At 64.7% G+C, this 13,204-nt stretch carries 14 protein-coding genes and 1 tRNA gene; 7 read left to right on the plus strand and 8 right to left on the minus strand.

All coding sequences use genetic code 11. The features are described 5' to 3' along the window. Positions 1-6: 6 nt before the first annotated feature. The 3 genes from rnhB to RJT48_RS02685 form a co-directional block, all read right to left on the minus strand. Positions 7-678, minus strand: coding sequence for a ribonuclease HII (rnhB, locus tag RJT48_RS02675; protein WP_311170679.1), 672 nt, complete (start codon positions 676-678; stop codon positions 7-9). After that, positions 675-2,087, minus strand: a complete 1,413-nt coding sequence (locus RJT48_RS02680) for a tRNA pseudouridine(54/55) synthase Pus10 (protein WP_345784725.1) — start codon at positions 2,085-2,087, stop codon at positions 675-677. Before RJT48_RS02680 ends, rnhB begins: the two co-directional genes overlap by 4 nt. Positions 2,088-2,360: 273 nt before the next feature. Then, entirely contained in the window at positions 2,361-2,921 is a 561-nt protein-coding gene (locus tag RJT48_RS02685) for a DUF4112 domain-containing protein (protein WP_425604693.1), read from the minus strand. Between the two features lie 145 nt (positions 2,922-3,066). Here RJT48_RS02685 and RJT48_RS02690 point away from each other — a divergent pair, with 145 nt between their 5' ends. The 7 genes from RJT48_RS02690 (at position 3,067) to RJT48_RS02720 (ending at position 8,045) form a co-directional block, all read left to right on the plus strand. Continuing rightward, positions 3,067-4,023: an ABC transporter ATP-binding protein gene (locus RJT48_RS02690; RefSeq protein WP_311170680.1), complete on the plus strand. Its 957-nt coding sequence runs from the start codon at positions 3,067-3,069 to the stop codon at positions 4,021-4,023. Continuing rightward, on the plus strand, positions 4,020-4,787 hold the full coding sequence (locus RJT48_RS02695) for an ABC transporter permease (protein WP_311170681.1): 768 nt from the start codon (positions 4,020-4,022) through the stop codon (positions 4,785-4,787). Before RJT48_RS02690 ends, RJT48_RS02695 begins: the two co-directional genes overlap by 4 nt. Before the next feature lie 119 nt (positions 4,788-4,906). Continuing rightward, a complete protein-coding gene (locus RJT48_RS02700; RefSeq protein WP_311170682.1) occupies positions 4,907-5,812 on the plus strand; it encodes a S49 family peptidase in 906 nt (301 codons plus the stop codon). Further along, entirely contained in the window at positions 5,799-6,788 is a 990-nt protein-coding gene (locus RJT48_RS02705; RefSeq protein WP_311170683.1) for a motility-associated ABC transporter substrate-binding family protein, read from the plus strand. The genes RJT48_RS02700 and RJT48_RS02705 overlap by 14 nt, the downstream gene beginning before the upstream one ends. Before the next feature lie 91 nt (positions 6,789-6,879). Next, on the plus strand, positions 6,880-7,476 hold the full coding sequence (gene trmY / locus RJT48_RS02710) for a tRNA (pseudouridine(54)-N(1))-methyltransferase TrmY (protein WP_311170684.1): 597 nt from the start codon (positions 6,880-6,882) through the stop codon (positions 7,474-7,476). 3 nt (positions 7,477-7,479) lie between these two features. Continuing rightward, on the plus strand, positions 7,480-7,887 hold the full coding sequence (locus tag RJT48_RS02715; protein WP_311170685.1) for a CHY zinc finger protein: 408 nt from the start codon (positions 7,480-7,482) through the stop codon (positions 7,885-7,887). 85 nt (positions 7,888-7,972) lie between these two features. Beyond that, positions 7,973-8,045 (plus strand) — tRNA-Pro (locus RJT48_RS02720). A 530-nt stretch (positions 8,046-8,575) separates the two neighbouring features. Here RJT48_RS02720 and RJT48_RS02725 read toward each other — a convergent pair. The 5 genes from RJT48_RS02725 to RJT48_RS02745 form a co-directional block, all read right to left on the minus strand. After that, the gene (locus RJT48_RS02725; RefSeq protein WP_311170686.1) at positions 8,576-9,508 is read right to left on the minus strand and encodes a VOC family protein; all 933 of its coding nucleotides are present in this window, start codon (positions 9,506-9,508) and stop codon (positions 8,576-8,578) included. A 132-nt stretch (positions 9,509-9,640) separates the two neighbouring features. Then, positions 9,641-10,426: an HpcH/HpaI aldolase family protein gene (locus tag RJT48_RS02730; RefSeq protein WP_311170687.1), complete on the minus strand. Its 786-nt coding sequence runs from the start codon at positions 10,424-10,426 to the stop codon at positions 9,641-9,643. Between the two features lie 123 nt (positions 10,427-10,549). Continuing rightward, positions 10,550-10,912, minus strand: coding sequence for a VOC family protein (locus RJT48_RS02735; protein WP_311170688.1), 363 nt, complete (start codon positions 10,910-10,912; stop codon positions 10,550-10,552). A 143-nt stretch (positions 10,913-11,055) separates the two neighbouring features. After that, entirely contained in the window at positions 11,056-11,913 is an 858-nt protein-coding gene (locus RJT48_RS02740; protein WP_311170689.1) for a methylenetetrahydrofolate reductase, read from the minus strand. Between the two features lie 193 nt (positions 11,914-12,106). Continuing rightward, positions 12,107-12,868 (minus strand): IclR family transcriptional regulator, encoded by a 762-nt coding sequence (locus RJT48_RS02745; RefSeq protein WP_311170690.1) that lies wholly within the window; start codon positions 12,866-12,868, stop codon positions 12,107-12,109. Between the last annotated feature and the right edge of the window lie 336 nt (positions 12,869-13,204).

The following is a 13,204-nucleotide window of genomic DNA, read 5'->3' on the forward strand; positions in this document are numbered from 1 at the left end:
CGAAAATCAGAACTCCGAGAGCGACGACTGCTCTGCGGCCGCGAGGACGTCCGCTGATGTCGACCACGACGACCGCGCACACGCCGGCAGTCCGCCCGTCTCGCCGACGTATCTCCGGAGGAACGACCGCGTCTGTGGGTCGCTCGGGTAGCCGCTCCCGATCGGCCCGTACTCGTCGTACTCGGCATCGAGTTCGCCGATCAGTGCGTCGCGCCGGACTTTCGCGACGACAGAGGCTGCTGCCACCAATGGGTCCCTCGTGTCGGCACCGTGTTCGGCACGGACGTCAATCGACGTGCCGGCGTCCGCGACACCGTCGCGGAGGCGCTCGGCGAACCGCGATTCGCTGACGTCGCCGGCGTCCGCGAGGAGCGCATCGCCTTCCTCCGCCACCGCAGCCACCGCCTCGGCGTGGGCGGCGACAGTCAAGGAGTTCATATCCGTCTCCGCGTCGTCGATCCGCTCGGTCCCGATCACGGCGACGCCGACATCGATGTCCGACTGCCCCCGCAGCGTCCGGGCAATCTCCTCGCGGACGGCCGCCGAAAGCTGCTTGGAGTCGTCGACGCGGTCCGGAATCAGTTCAGGGGCGCCGCGCACCGCTGCGGCGACCATCGGACCGAGAACGGGCCCTTTGCCGGCCTCGTCGCTGCCGATGCTCGTGGCGTCGGCCGTCATTCCTCCGCTGTCCCTTGGTCGTCCGCCTCGGTCGTCTCCCCGTCGTCCGCCTCGGTCGTCTCCCCGTCGTCAGCCTCGGTCGTCTCCTTATCGTCGACCGCAGCGTCGCTCGCGGCCTCGGCCGGTTCGTCCCGGAAGTAGGCTTCGTCCTCGAAGGGCTCCGATTCGCCGTAGACACCGACGACGTCTAGGGCAGTCACTTCGGCGTCGACGTCCAGCAGGCCTGCGAGGCTCGGCTCCGTCCGCCCTTCGTCCCCGGAGACGAGTTCCTTGATGTAGAGCCCGCCGGCGCCGTGAATCTCGACGGTCGCGTGGGTCGCATCCTCCAGTTCGCCGGTCGCGTCGTACACCTCGCGTGTCCGAGTGAGATTCGCCCGCCGGTGGTCGACGCGCTGGGGCGTGTACTGCTCGACCGTCGCGCCTTCGAGTGCGTCGAGAGCGGCCGTGAGGTCGTCGGCGCCGATCGGTTCTCCGAACGCGACGGTCGCGCGGTAGCGCTTCGAGGCGTCCAGTCCCTTGGTGCGCTCGACCATCTCGTAGGTGGCGAGCCGGAGCCCCTCGACCTCGACGCGTCCTTCGGCGAAGGCGTTGATGTCGCCTTCGAGCCGCTCGACGTCGACGTGGCGGCGGCGCGGTTCCATCACCTCGATCACGAACGGGCGGCCGGTGCCGAGCATCCGCGCGTCGACGTCTTCCCGGCCGGCGCCGTGGAACTTGGCGTCGGTGCCGTCCATCACGTCGCGGACGACCGGCGCGGTCAGTCCCTCGACGCTGTCCTCGTAGAGGTAGCCGGTGCCGTCGCACTTCTCGCAGGGCTGTTTGCCGATGTATCCCGACCCGTGGCAGGCGTTACAGGGCCACTCGGTCTGCGGGATGTCGCGTTCGAGCTTCCGGTACCGGCCGTAGACGAACGCCGAGTGGACGTCCACCTCGACAGTGTCGGCTTCGAGATCCAGCGTGAACTGGACGTCCGGGCGGCCGAAATCGACGGTCGTGTCGGTGAGTCGGCCGATCCGTTTGCCGACCTCGCGGTTGAACTCGGATTTGAATAGCTCCCCGGCATCCTCGGCGAGGCCGGCGGTCTCCCGGAGCAGCACTTCGTTCTCTTCGAGGAGCGGCGACGGCCGCGTGCCCACCTGGTAGGTGTCGAACTCGACGTCTTCGACGGCCGACGCGCATCGCTCGGCCCACTCGCCGAACTCCGCGCAGCGACCCTCACACACCCAGCAGTCCGCGGTGTCGACCGGATCGTGCGGCTCGTCGTCGTCGAGTTCGGCGGCGATGCGGAGGCTTTTCCCCCGCTCGTCGTTCGTCAGCCCGTGGCTCCGCTCGGCGAAGACCCGACCGAGACAGGCGTCACAGACCGGGTCCTGCGCTACGAGCGCGCGGGCGTCGGCGAGAATGCTCATACGGAATCCACTCGCGGCCGCCGCTTCTGTCTTGCCCTTCCACCGTCGGCAGCGTCCCGGCTCGGGAACCGGCGAGCGTTTATATGCGATGACGGAACCAGCGCCCCTGTGACGTAAGAACGGCCCTGCGCCGGATAGCGGGTGTTCGGCACATCGGTGTGGGGAGAAAAGCGCGTCCGTCCCGAACTCCGAACGCGACTACTGTGCCGACTGTTCGCTACTGTGTGTCCGACGGCCCCGACGCGACCGTGCCGCCGGTTCCCGCGAGACCGATCAGACGAGGCCCGCATAGCCCAGCAGCCACCAGACCGCCACGGCGGCACCCGCGCCGACAGCGAGTACGAAAACGAGGAGGGCGACACCGAGTGCGGCAACGACGCGACGGTCCCGGCGCTCGCCGCCAGGGTCGTCCAGTCGGGCTTCGAGAAGGCGGACGTTCCGGTCGTTGGCCCGCCAGACGACGTCGAACGCGTCGCCGACGAGCGGGATCGACCCGACGACGGCGTCGACGAGGAGGTTCAGGCACATTCGCGCGAGGGTCGCCCGCGGGACGCCCAGCGCTGCGGCTTCGACGACGATGTACGCCGCGGCCGCCGTCGCAGTCGCGTCGCCGACGACGGGGAGTAGCCCGAGGAGCGGATCGAGGCCGATCCGGACGTTGATGTAGGGGATCTCGACCGCGCTGTCGAGTGCGTGGCTGACCCGGCGTAGCCGCGCTACTCGCTCCGCGGGCGCCGGCTCGATCGCAGGGCCCGGTTCGTCGCCGTCGACGATTTCGACGGTTCCGGGGTCGTCGTCGGAACCGCCGTTCCGGGTAGTCGTTGGCTCGTCCACACCTGTCTCTCGTGACCGACTCGTATCGGTGTTTCGTCGGCCGATGAGTCGCGCGCGCTACGAAACCCACGAGTCACCGTGGACAACGAGAAACTCGCGCCGGCTTCGGTGACCTTAGGTCCGCGCAGGACGGAGTCCGAGGAGAATGGAGTCTGCGATCCAGACACGCGATTTACGGAAGTCATACGGCGACGTCGAGGCGCTGGACGGGATCGACCTCACCGTGCCGTCGGGGTCGTTCTTCGGGCTCCTCGGCCCTAACGGCGCGGGAAAGACGACGTTCATCAACGTCCTCGTCGGACTCGTCCGCAACAGCGGCGGCGAGGCCCGCGTGTTCGGCCACGACGTCGAGGACGATTACCAGGCGGCGCGCGACTGTATCGGCCTCGCGCCCCAAGAGTTCAACGTCGATCGCTTCTTCCCGATCCGCGAGGTCCTCGAACACAAGGCCGGCTACCACGGGATCCCCGGAGACCGCGCCGAGGAACGGGCTGACGAAGTGCTCAAGCGGGTCGGCATCTACGACAAGCGCGACACCCGCTTCGACTGGCTCTCCGGCGGGATGAAGCGACGGTTTATGCTCGCGCGAGCGCTCATCACGGATCCGGATCTGCTCATCCTCGATGAGCCGACCGCCGGCGTCGACGTCCAGCTCCGCCACGAACTCTGGGAGACGATCGTCGACCTGAACCGGCGCGGGACGACGATCCTGCTGACCACCCACTACATCGAGGAGGCCGAGCGGCTCTGCGACGAGGTCGCGATCCTCGATTCCGGCCGGGTGCTCGACGTCGCCAGCCCGGAGGAGCTGATGGACCGCGGCACCGACGACGTCGTCGTCCAGTTGCGCGAGGAACCGACGGCAGTCCCGGACTTTGGGGCCGACGACGACCGGGTGGAGTCTGTCGACCTTGACGGAACGCGACTCGTCGTCACTGCCAGGCAGGGCGGACTAGTGGCGCCCGATATCGTCCGCCGACTCGACGAGGACGGCCACGAGATCGTCGACCTGGAGATCCAGCGCACGTCGCTCGAAGAGGTGTTCGTCGAAATGACGCGAAGTGGGCAGGGACGTGCAACACCAGAGGTGGCCTCGCAGTGAGCACCGAGTTCACGGGTTTTCTCGCGTTGCTCCGCCGCGAGATCCTCCGGTTCGTCCGTCGCCCGAAGAACACCTTTCTCCCGCCCTTTATCACCAATGTGCTGTACTTCTCGGTGTTCGGCGTCATCCTGGGCGAGCGGATCGACACGATAATCGGCGTCCCGTACATCCTGTTTATTCTCCCGGGGCTCGTCGTCCTCGGCGCGATCTCCAACGCCTTCGAGAACACGTCGTTCAACATCTTCCACGGCCGGTGGAACCGGTACATCGAGGAGGTCCTGACCTCGCCGCTCCCGTACCGGACGATGGTCGGTGCGTACGTCCTGGCAGCCGCGATCCGCGGCGTGATCGTCGGAACCCTCATTGCGCTCATCGGCGCGTTCTTCACGTCGGTCGGCGTGGTCCGCCCGTTCTATCTCGTCGCGTTCGGCGCCGTGATTACGCTGCTTTTCGCGGCCCTGGGCGTGGTCGCCGGGCTCTGGGCCGACGACTTCGACGACCTGACGATGCTGAACCAGTTCATCCTCCGCCCGCTGGTCTTCTTCGGCGGGGTGTTCTACTCGCTGAACGAACTCCCCGCGACGCTCCAGCAGGTGTCGCTTCTGAATCCGATGATCTACATGGTCAACGGGATCCGGTTCGGCTTCCTCGGCGTCAGCGAGGTCGACCCGAACATCTCCTTGGCCGTGCTCTCGGGACTCACCATCGCCGTCGTCGCTCTCGACGTGGCGCTCTTCCGACGGGGGTACGGGCTGGCAAACTGACCCCGGATTCCCGGCTCCTGTCGACGCCCACACGCCGCGCAGTCGGGTGAATTGACTCAAATCCGCGTTTTGGTTACGGGAACGGATTTACCACCCGGCCGACACCGTTGCGATGCAGTATGCAAAGCAACTCATCCGTGGCGTCGGCCAGGGCGTTTTTCGTCGTGGCCGTCGTCGCGGCCGTCCTGGTGAGTGCGGTACTCGCCCCCGTTGCGCACGACTACGCGACGTCCGCCAGCTCCGACGGGACAGTGTCGGTGATCACGATCTCCGGCACTATCTCTGCGACGACGGTGGACGGAATCTCCGAGGACCTCCGCAACGCGCGGACCAACGAGTCCGTGAAGGCGGTCGTCCTCAAAGTCGACAGCGGTGGTGGGGCCGTCGCTCCCAGCGAGCGATTGTACCTCGAAGTATTGCGAACGGCAGAACAGATGCCGGTCGTCGCCTCCGTACAGGGCGTCGGCGCGTCCGGCGCCTACTACGGAATGCTCCCGGCAGACGAGATCTACGTTCTCTCCTCGGCGCAGGTGGGCAGCGTCGGCGTGATCGGCTCGGGCGGCAGCGTCCCCTTCCCGGACTCGGTGATCCGTACCGGTCCTGACAAAGCACAGCCGACCACGGACCAGCGGGAACGGACGGTCGAGTCCCTCAAGCGGCAGTTCGTGGGCCGTGTGATGGAGCACCGCGGGGAGAACATCACCCTCTCGCGTGAGGAGGTCGCCTACGCGAAGACCTACCTCGGTCCGGAGGCCGTCCAGAACGGCTACGCCGATCAGATCGGCGCGCTTCCGACGGCGATCGACCGCGCCGCGGAGCTGGCCGGAATGGAAGACTACGACGTGGTCAGACAGGAGCCACCGAACTCGCTCGGTCTCATCTTCTTCGCCAGCCAGACCGATGATGGAACGGAAATCTACAAGCGAAGCGATCGGACGAACGGCCTCGCCCCCGTCACGCAACCGTTGATGGTGGACGAAATCCCCATTCACGATCCGGAGGTGACCGCCAATGCAAGCGCGTGACCTCGTCGCGCCCGCGGTCGCGTTCGTCGTGATCGTCGCCGTCATCGTCGGTGGTGCCGCGGTGATTCCGCTCGTCTCCGGCGGCGATGACCCCGAGGTGACAAACCTCGCCGAGCGACAGACCGACCTCGATGCAGTTCGCGTCGCCCCCGCCGAGGAGAGCGGCGAGATCACGATGGACAGCGACGCGTCGGGCAAGACGATCCTTATCGACCGAGCGCACGGGAACCAGCTCTCGGAGGAGAAGCTCTCGACGCTCGTGACCACGCTGGTCGAGAACGGTCACGAGGTCCGGTTCGTGACCCAAGAGCAGGCCCGCGGGCAGGCCTGGAACCAGACGCTTCGGAGCGCCGACGCGCTGCTGGTCGCGAATCCGGGGCAGCCGTACACCTCGGAGCAACTCGCCGGCGTCCGCGAGTTCAACGAGGCGGGCGGACGCGTCGTGCTGCTCTCGGACCCGTCGTCGTCGTCGGGCGCTTTCGCGGTGACGAGCCTGCTTGGACTGAGCGTCCAACAGCCCGCAAGCGGCGGCTCCGGGCTGGGGTCAACCCTCGGCGTCGCGGGATACTCGGGATACCTGTTCAATATGCACGAGTACCAGCACAACTTCGAGAGCGTCTACGCAACGAGCGAAGGCGGGTCGCTCTCGCAGGGCGTCGACCGTGTCGTCTTCCACGACGCGCGCGCGGTCACGACTACGAACGGGCAGACCGCGCTGTCGGCGACCGAACAGACCCGCCTGTCGACGGCGCGCCGCGCCGACACCTACGCCGTCGCGGCACAGTCCGGTGACGCCGCTATCGTCGGCGACACTGACTTCCTCGCGCCGACGAACGCCTACGTCGCCGACAACGAGGCGCTCATCGGAAACCTCGCGGACTTCCTCGTGAGCGGCGAGAAGACGTCGAACGCGCCCTCGCAGCCGTCGTCCGAACAGAGCGGGAGCGCGCCGACGCGACCGACAGCGACCCCCTAGGCCGACTCGAAGCTCCCGAGAACTTTTTTCGACTGCATATCGCGCCGGCCGCGAACGGACCACTCTTGCCGATCGAGCGCAGAGCATGCCTATGCGACAGTTCCTCGTCGTCGGCCACGACGCCCCGACGACACCCGAGTTCTCGCTCGACGATCTCGCGGGCGGCGCGGGTCGGCTCGACGTCCTCTGTCGGTGTGTCACGAGCGCGTTCTTCCTCTCGCACGCGATTCGCGAGGACGTGCGGGTCCACCTCGTCCTCGGCGATACGTTCACCATCCGCTTCGACGGCCAGGAGCTCAGGCGTCTGAATCCCGACGAACGGAGCACGGCGGCGCTCGTCCGCGGCGCGCTGGCGGAGCGCGACGACGCCATCGGTCACGTCCCGGCCGAAAGCTCGTCGGGCGTCTCGATCCGACGGATGGGGTTCGAGGCGACGCTCTCGGATCTCGCTCCCGGGGCGACCGTGGTCGGACTGCACGAAAACGGTACTCCCGTCGCAGCCGTCGATCCACCCGACGAACCCTTGTTCGTGCTCTCCGATCACCGGAATTTCACCGATCGGGAGACCGCGCTCCTTTCGGACGCCGCCGACGAGCGGGTCCGCCTCGGTCCCGAAGTACTCCACGCCGACCACGCGATCACCGTCGCGCACAATTATCTTGATACCGAGGGATACACAACGTACTGAAGGATGCGCGACGACGAGAACCGCGACAGCGAAACCGTCGACGAAAGTGGGGGCTCACGCCGGACGACGTGTTTCCCCGAGTTCGACGACCGTTTTCCCGTCCCGCTCCGTGGGGTCGCTGTGGATCCCGAGACGCGGTGCTCACACTGGGACGACGACGTCGACGTCGTCGCGCTCCGGTTCGGGTGCTGTGAGACGTTTTCGCCCTGCGACGCCTGTCACACCGAGACGGCTGATCACGACCCGGAACCGTGGCCACGGGACCGGTTCGACGAACCCGCCGTGCTGTGTGGCGTCTGCGGGTCGACGCTGACCGCCGGTCGGTATCTCGATGGCGACGACGCCTGCCCGGAGTGTGGCGCGGCGTTCAACCCCGGCTGTCGTCGCCACCGGGACCGGTACTTCGAGTGACGAGAGAATGGCACAATCTCCAGTGCCGCCCGACGCCGCGCGTGTTCGGAAGCGTTAAAAGAACGAACGGCGACGTAACGAGTGCGGGCCGGTGGGGTAGCTTGGTATCCTTCGGCCTTCGGGTGGCCGTAACCGCAGTTCGAATCTGCGCCGGCCCACTTCTCCCGCATTCCAGCCCTCAGCGGCTGCTGTGAATTCTCGAGTCCTCTGATCGATCGAGCGGGACGTCCCGCTCTCGTCCCGACGGCCTGCTGGCTCTTTTCGTGTCGAACAATCAGCGGGCGAAGACCGGTGTCGGCAGAAATAATAAATAAAATATGGTTAGGTGAATTAGTCGTAAAAGTATAACTTATACTGGGCGCGATTGTGGTGGCTGTATCAGTAATCGACCTGGTGACAGATATCAAAATTATAGCGCATAATGCTCATATCGAAGGAAATATATTCGCAAAATACTGTGAGATGATTTTCTTTAGGAGGGAGACTATTCAGACTTTCCTTCCAATCAGCAGGACGGATTCTCCCGTTTCGATTCCTGATTCTATCTATATATTCTATCAATATAATTTGAATATGTATATCAAATTTAATATATTAGTCTCCCCGGATTGCTGGTCTCGCGTGTCCTCGAAACGAACCCGATCCTGTGAACGGAACCCGAAATTCCGAAGACGCGTTGTGCCGTACTCTAATACTCGACCCGCTTTTTCGACTCGATCTGGCCGATCCACTGCCGGTCCTCGAGGTCGCCCTCCTCCCACTCGATCGGCTCCCACTCGGGGTCGAAGACGAGATAGCCGCCGGCGTTGAATTCGATCCGGTGGCCGCTGACGGGGTCACGCACGTAGAGGAACTTCCCGCGGGAGATCGAGTGCTGGCCGATCCCGTCCGTCGGAATCCCGTGTTCGTTCATCGCGTCGTGGGCATCGAAGAGGTCGTCGGCGGAGTCCACCTTGTAGGCGATGTGGTGGAGCGCGGGTTCGTTGCTCGCGTCCTCGTCTTCGATCACGGCCGCTTCGATCTTGTTGCCGTTGGCGCTGAGGAACGTCCCCCACCGGGAGCCGTCAGCGCGGTTGTAGCGCTCCTGGACGCGGAAGCCGAGCGTGTCCTGGAGCCACTCGCGGAAGTCGTTGGCCTCGGGGTCCCACAGCTGCGTGTGGTCGATCCGCCGCGGGGCGATGGGGTTCGTCGTCGTCCGCGAGTAGGTCTTGTTCTTCAGTTTCGAGCGGCGCTCGGCCGGCGGATCGGGCTTTTCCATCTCGTAGTAGAACTCGAACTCGTGGCCGGTCGGCGTGGTAAAGCGGATCGCCTCCCCCTGGCCGAGCTCCGTGCCGGCGTCGACCCAGGTCACCTCGATTCCCTCGTCTTCGAGGATCGTTTCGAACTCCGAGAGGTACTCCGGCGCTTCGGTCTGCCAGCCGATGTGGTCGACACCGGATTCTGCGGCCTCCGAGAGGACGATCGAATGATGATCGAACTCGTCGACGGCGCGCAGATACGAGGTGTCGCCGTCGCGAACAACCTCCTCGAACCCCACGGCATCGACGAAAAATTCGAGCGAGCCGTCGAGGTCTGGGGTTTCGAGTGCTACGTGACCGAGTCTGGCTAGGTTTGAGGACATACGTCCAGTGTAGCTGTCTTCGCGTATCATAATTCCTTCGGCGAGGAGGCCTCTACGGGAAGCCCGGTTGCCGGGCTCGATTAACTTCCACTATGAGGTTCGGTGAAAAAACGGTCACTCCGCCGGATCCGACTACCGGAACTGCTCGACTGCGTCCAGCCGCTCGCCTATCACCGACGTCACCGACGAGAGGTCGCCGCCGATCCGGATGATCTGATGGCCGTCTTCGACGGCCGTTTCGATAGCGTCCGGGTCGCTGGCGATCACGCCCGTGGGGATTCCGGCGTCGTGGGCCGCCTCGCGGATCTCGGTGATCGTTTCCGTGACGTCCGGGTGGGTCTTGTCGCCGGGGTGACCCAGCTGCACGGAGAGATCGGAGGGGCCGATGAACACGAATCCCAGATCGGGGACCGAGAGGATCTCGTCCAGGTTCTCGACTGCACTGGTCTTCTCGATCATCGCGCCGAGACACACCTCCTCGTCTTCGGTCGCAATGTAGTCCTCGCCGCCGAGACCCCAGGTCCGCGAGCGGCCGCTGGCCATCCCCCGTTCGCCGGCGTCGCCGTCGTACTCGAACCGTGTGGCCTTTACCGCGCTGCGGACCTCCTCGGCGGTGTCGACACGCGGAACGAAGATGTTCCGGACGCCGGCGTCGAGGACTTTCCGCACGAGGGATGGATCGCCGCTCGGCAGCCGAACGAACAGTTCCGTGCCGCCGATCTCCGCGGCCCGCGTCAACTCCTCGAAGACCGTGCTGTCCCAGGGGCTCGGCCCCATATGCTCGAAGTCGAGCCAGACGAAGTCGATGCCGAGTTCCCCGTAGATTTCGATCACTGCCGGCGAGAACGTCGACGAGCGCGCCCCGAAGACGACGTCACCGTTCTCGATTGCCGCCCGAAAGCCGTTCTGTTGCTGCATAGGCCCCGGTGCGGCAGCGACGTGGTTATACGTTCCGATGGCGGCGACGCCGCCTGCTACGGAAATCTCGTCGACCCAGTGCTGCGGTCTACTGGCCGCAAAAAGACCGCTGTAGGGCCGTCGTTACTCGTCGTCGACGATCTGGAAGCGGCGGCCGTCGGGGTCGCGGAAGTTCGTGATCCTCCGCCCGGTCGCCTCGACGTCGTACGGGCCGACGATGGAATCGACGTCCTTCTCCTCTAAGTCCTCGGTGATGCCTTCGATGTCCTCGACTGCGAACGCGATGTGGTTGATGCCGGGGACCTCCTCGCCCTCGACGGTGTGGATCTCGAAGATCGGCCCGTCGCCGTCCGCGGGTTCGAGCTCGAACGACTCGCCGTGGTGTTCGGTGCGGCGCAGTTCCTCGTAGCCGAGTTTCTTCAGGAAGTCGGCCATCTCGGTTGCGTCGCTCGCCTCGATCTCGATGTGGTCGATCTCTCCGATCATACCCGATATCTCCACTCCGACGCTGGTAAACATTCCGGTACATCCGGAGTAACACGGCACGAGTGGAAAGGACAGTGAATACCGATACCCGGCGGCTGGCCCGGGAGAGCGACCGTCTGCCCGCGGTTGGTGCTTCTCGTCGCCTACGCGTCGAGCCGGCCCAGTCGCCACTCTTCGGTATCGGAAACCTGATTGAACGTGTAGATGTGGAGGCCACGGATCCCGTACTCCTCGGCGTGCGGTGCGAGCCCATCGACGAGTTCGTCCGGTCTGTACCGTCCGCGGGAGCCGATGAACTGCTTGATGAATCCCACGATGCCCGTCGTCTTCTGGAGGAAGCGGACCGAGTCGCCGACGCCGACCTTCTGGGAGATGCTCAGGAGCTTCTCGTATTTCATCACGCCCGGGATCCCGACCTCGATCGGGAGGTCGATACCGCGGTCGCGGACCCCGTCGATCCACGCCAAGACCGCGTTCGGGTCATAACAGAGTTGCGTCGCGATGTAGGTCGCGTACGGCGCCTTCTTCTCCATCGCTGCCGCGAGGGTCTCCTCCGAGAGGAAATCGTGGCCCTCCGGGTAGCCCGTGATCCCGATCTCCTCGAATTCGTACTCGAGGTCGTTCAGAGCGACGAGCATATCGTAGGCCGACTCGAACTCGCCGATCGGTTCCTCGCGATCGCCGCCCGGCACGAAGATGTCCGTGATCCCGACAGCGCGCAGTCGCTCGCAGATCTCTGCGAGGTGGTCGGGTCCGCGAACGTACCGCGCGGAGACGTGCGGGACGACCTCGTAGCCCGCTTCGGCCGCCTCCTCGGCGGTCGCGATTGTCGCTTCGAGTTCCAACTGCGGTGAGGCGGTGATCGTCACCGTCGCGCCGTCCGGGAGGTGGGCGACCTGTTCGTCGAAGCTATCGAACGGCATCAACTCGAACCGCGGATCCGAGAGAAGTGATTCGGCGGCTGCCCGCGATTCCGATCCCGTGAGTTCCTTAGAAGCCATTGGTGGAATACGAAGGCGTGTTTGAGGACGGTCGTGTATCGATACCGGCTGCCGCGATACGCAGGACGGCGGAACGAATCTTTGAAAGGAATTTCATATACTTAGGGTTGGAGTACTGTCCTGATAAAATTTCGCCTCCGGCGTCGCTGCCGGTTATCAGCTGTCCGACAGGAAGGCATCGTCTCCGTGGCGATCAGTTCCCGTACTGGTAGTTGATCGAGACCGTGTTCGCCATCTCCCGGAGTTTCTGGAGGAACTCCGCCTGTTGCTCCTCCTCGCGGATGCGGCCCGTGGGGGCGACGAGTCCGAACGACCCGAGGACGCCGTCATCGACGAGGATCGGGACTGCAGCCATCCCCATCCCGATCACCTGCTCGTCCCAGTCGACTGCATACCCGTCCTCGCGGATCCCTGCGAGTTCCGACTTCAACACCTCGGGATCTGTGATCGTGTGCTCGGTCCGCTGTTCGAGCCCCCGCTCGTCGATGATCTCGTCGACGCGCTCTGCCGGCAGGTGTGCCAGAATCACTTTCCCCGTCGCGACGGTGTGCATCGGGGTGGCGACGCCGGTGTAGGTCCCCAGATTCAGGGCCTGTCGCCCTTCCTCCTGGTGGTAGACGATCGCCCGCCCGTCGTTTTCGATCGTCAGTCCCACGAGTTCGTCGGTTTCGGAGACGACCCGTTTCATCTCCGGTTTCGCCACCTGGAACAGTCGGTTCCGGTACTTCATCTTCCCACCGATGGTGAGGAAGTACGAACTCAGCCGGTACTCGCCGTCGACGCGGGTCACGTACCGGGTCTCGCTCAGTGACCTGAGATAGTCGTACACCGTGCTGTCCGGGAGATCAAGTCGCTCCGCTACCTCGGACGGCCCGGCCCCGTCGAGTTCCCAGAGGAGGTCGAGCACCTCGAACGCCCGCGTGACAGTGGTCAGTGACGTGCGGTCAGTGGGCATACTAGTCACTCGGAGTCGATCGTTGTGAAACTCCCGATTTACTCGGATACATATACAAAGTGATATTTCGGTCCCTGCCGGGTCTGCGATCGCAGGGCGAGCGATGGGATCATCCGGACTGACTGGCGATCTGGCAGTTACCTGCGACTCAACTTGATCGCAGGGCGGTGTCAATTTCCGGTGGATCGGCCGCTCTGTGGCCTGCAGTACGGTTGGTACGCTGCGAGTCGTGATTACTGTGGCGTCCGCGACGAATCTACTCACGAGTATCTCGGATTACCTTTCGCCAGATCTGAACAGTATCGCGTGCCGGGCCCACCCAACCGGGCAGATAAC

The organism is Halobellus ordinarius (genome assembly GCF_031823395.1).
GTDB classification, from domain to species: Archaea; Halobacteriota; Halobacteria; order Halobacteriales; family Haloferacaceae; genus Haloquadratum; species Haloquadratum ordinarius.

Coding starts and splice junctions, on each gene's coding strand:
- RJT48_RS02740 (WP_311170689.1), bottom strand. CDS start 11,913: ATGGCTTCTAAGGAACTCACGGGATCGGAATCGCGGGCAGCCGCCGAA.
- RJT48_RS02715 (WP_311170685.1), top strand. CDS start 7,480: ATGCGCGACGACGAGAACCGCGACAGCGAAACCGTCGACGAAAGTGGG.
- RJT48_RS02730 (WP_311170687.1), bottom strand. CDS start 10,426: ATGCAGCAACAGAACGGCTTTCGGGCGGCAATCGAGAACGGTGACGTC.
- RJT48_RS02735 (WP_311170688.1), bottom strand. CDS start 10,912: ATGATCGGAGAGATCGACCACATCGAGATCGAGGCGAGCGACGCAACC.
- RJT48_RS02680 (WP_345784725.1), bottom strand. CDS start 2,087: ATGAGCATTCTCGCCGACGCCCGCGCGCTCGTAGCGCAGGACCCGGTC.
- RJT48_RS02700 (WP_311170682.1), top strand. CDS start 4,907: ATGCAAAGCAACTCATCCGTGGCGTCGGCCAGGGCGTTTTTCGTCGTG.
- trmY (WP_311170684.1), top strand. CDS start 6,880: ATGCGACAGTTCCTCGTCGTCGGCCACGACGCCCCGACGACACCCGAG.
- rnhB (WP_311170679.1), bottom strand. CDS start 678: ATGACGGCCGACGCCACGAGCATCGGCAGCGACGAGGCCGGCAAAGGG.
- RJT48_RS02745 (WP_311170690.1), bottom strand. CDS start 12,868: ATGCCCACTGACCGCACGTCACTGACCACTGTCACGCGGGCGTTCGAG.
- RJT48_RS02690 (WP_311170680.1), top strand. CDS start 3,067: ATGGAGTCTGCGATCCAGACACGCGATTTACGGAAGTCATACGGCGAC.
- RJT48_RS02705 (WP_311170683.1), top strand. CDS start 5,799: ATGCAAGCGCGTGACCTCGTCGCGCCCGCGGTCGCGTTCGTCGTGATC.
- RJT48_RS02725 (WP_311170686.1), bottom strand. CDS start 9,508: ATGTCCTCAAACCTAGCCAGACTCGGTCACGTAGCACTCGAAACCCCA.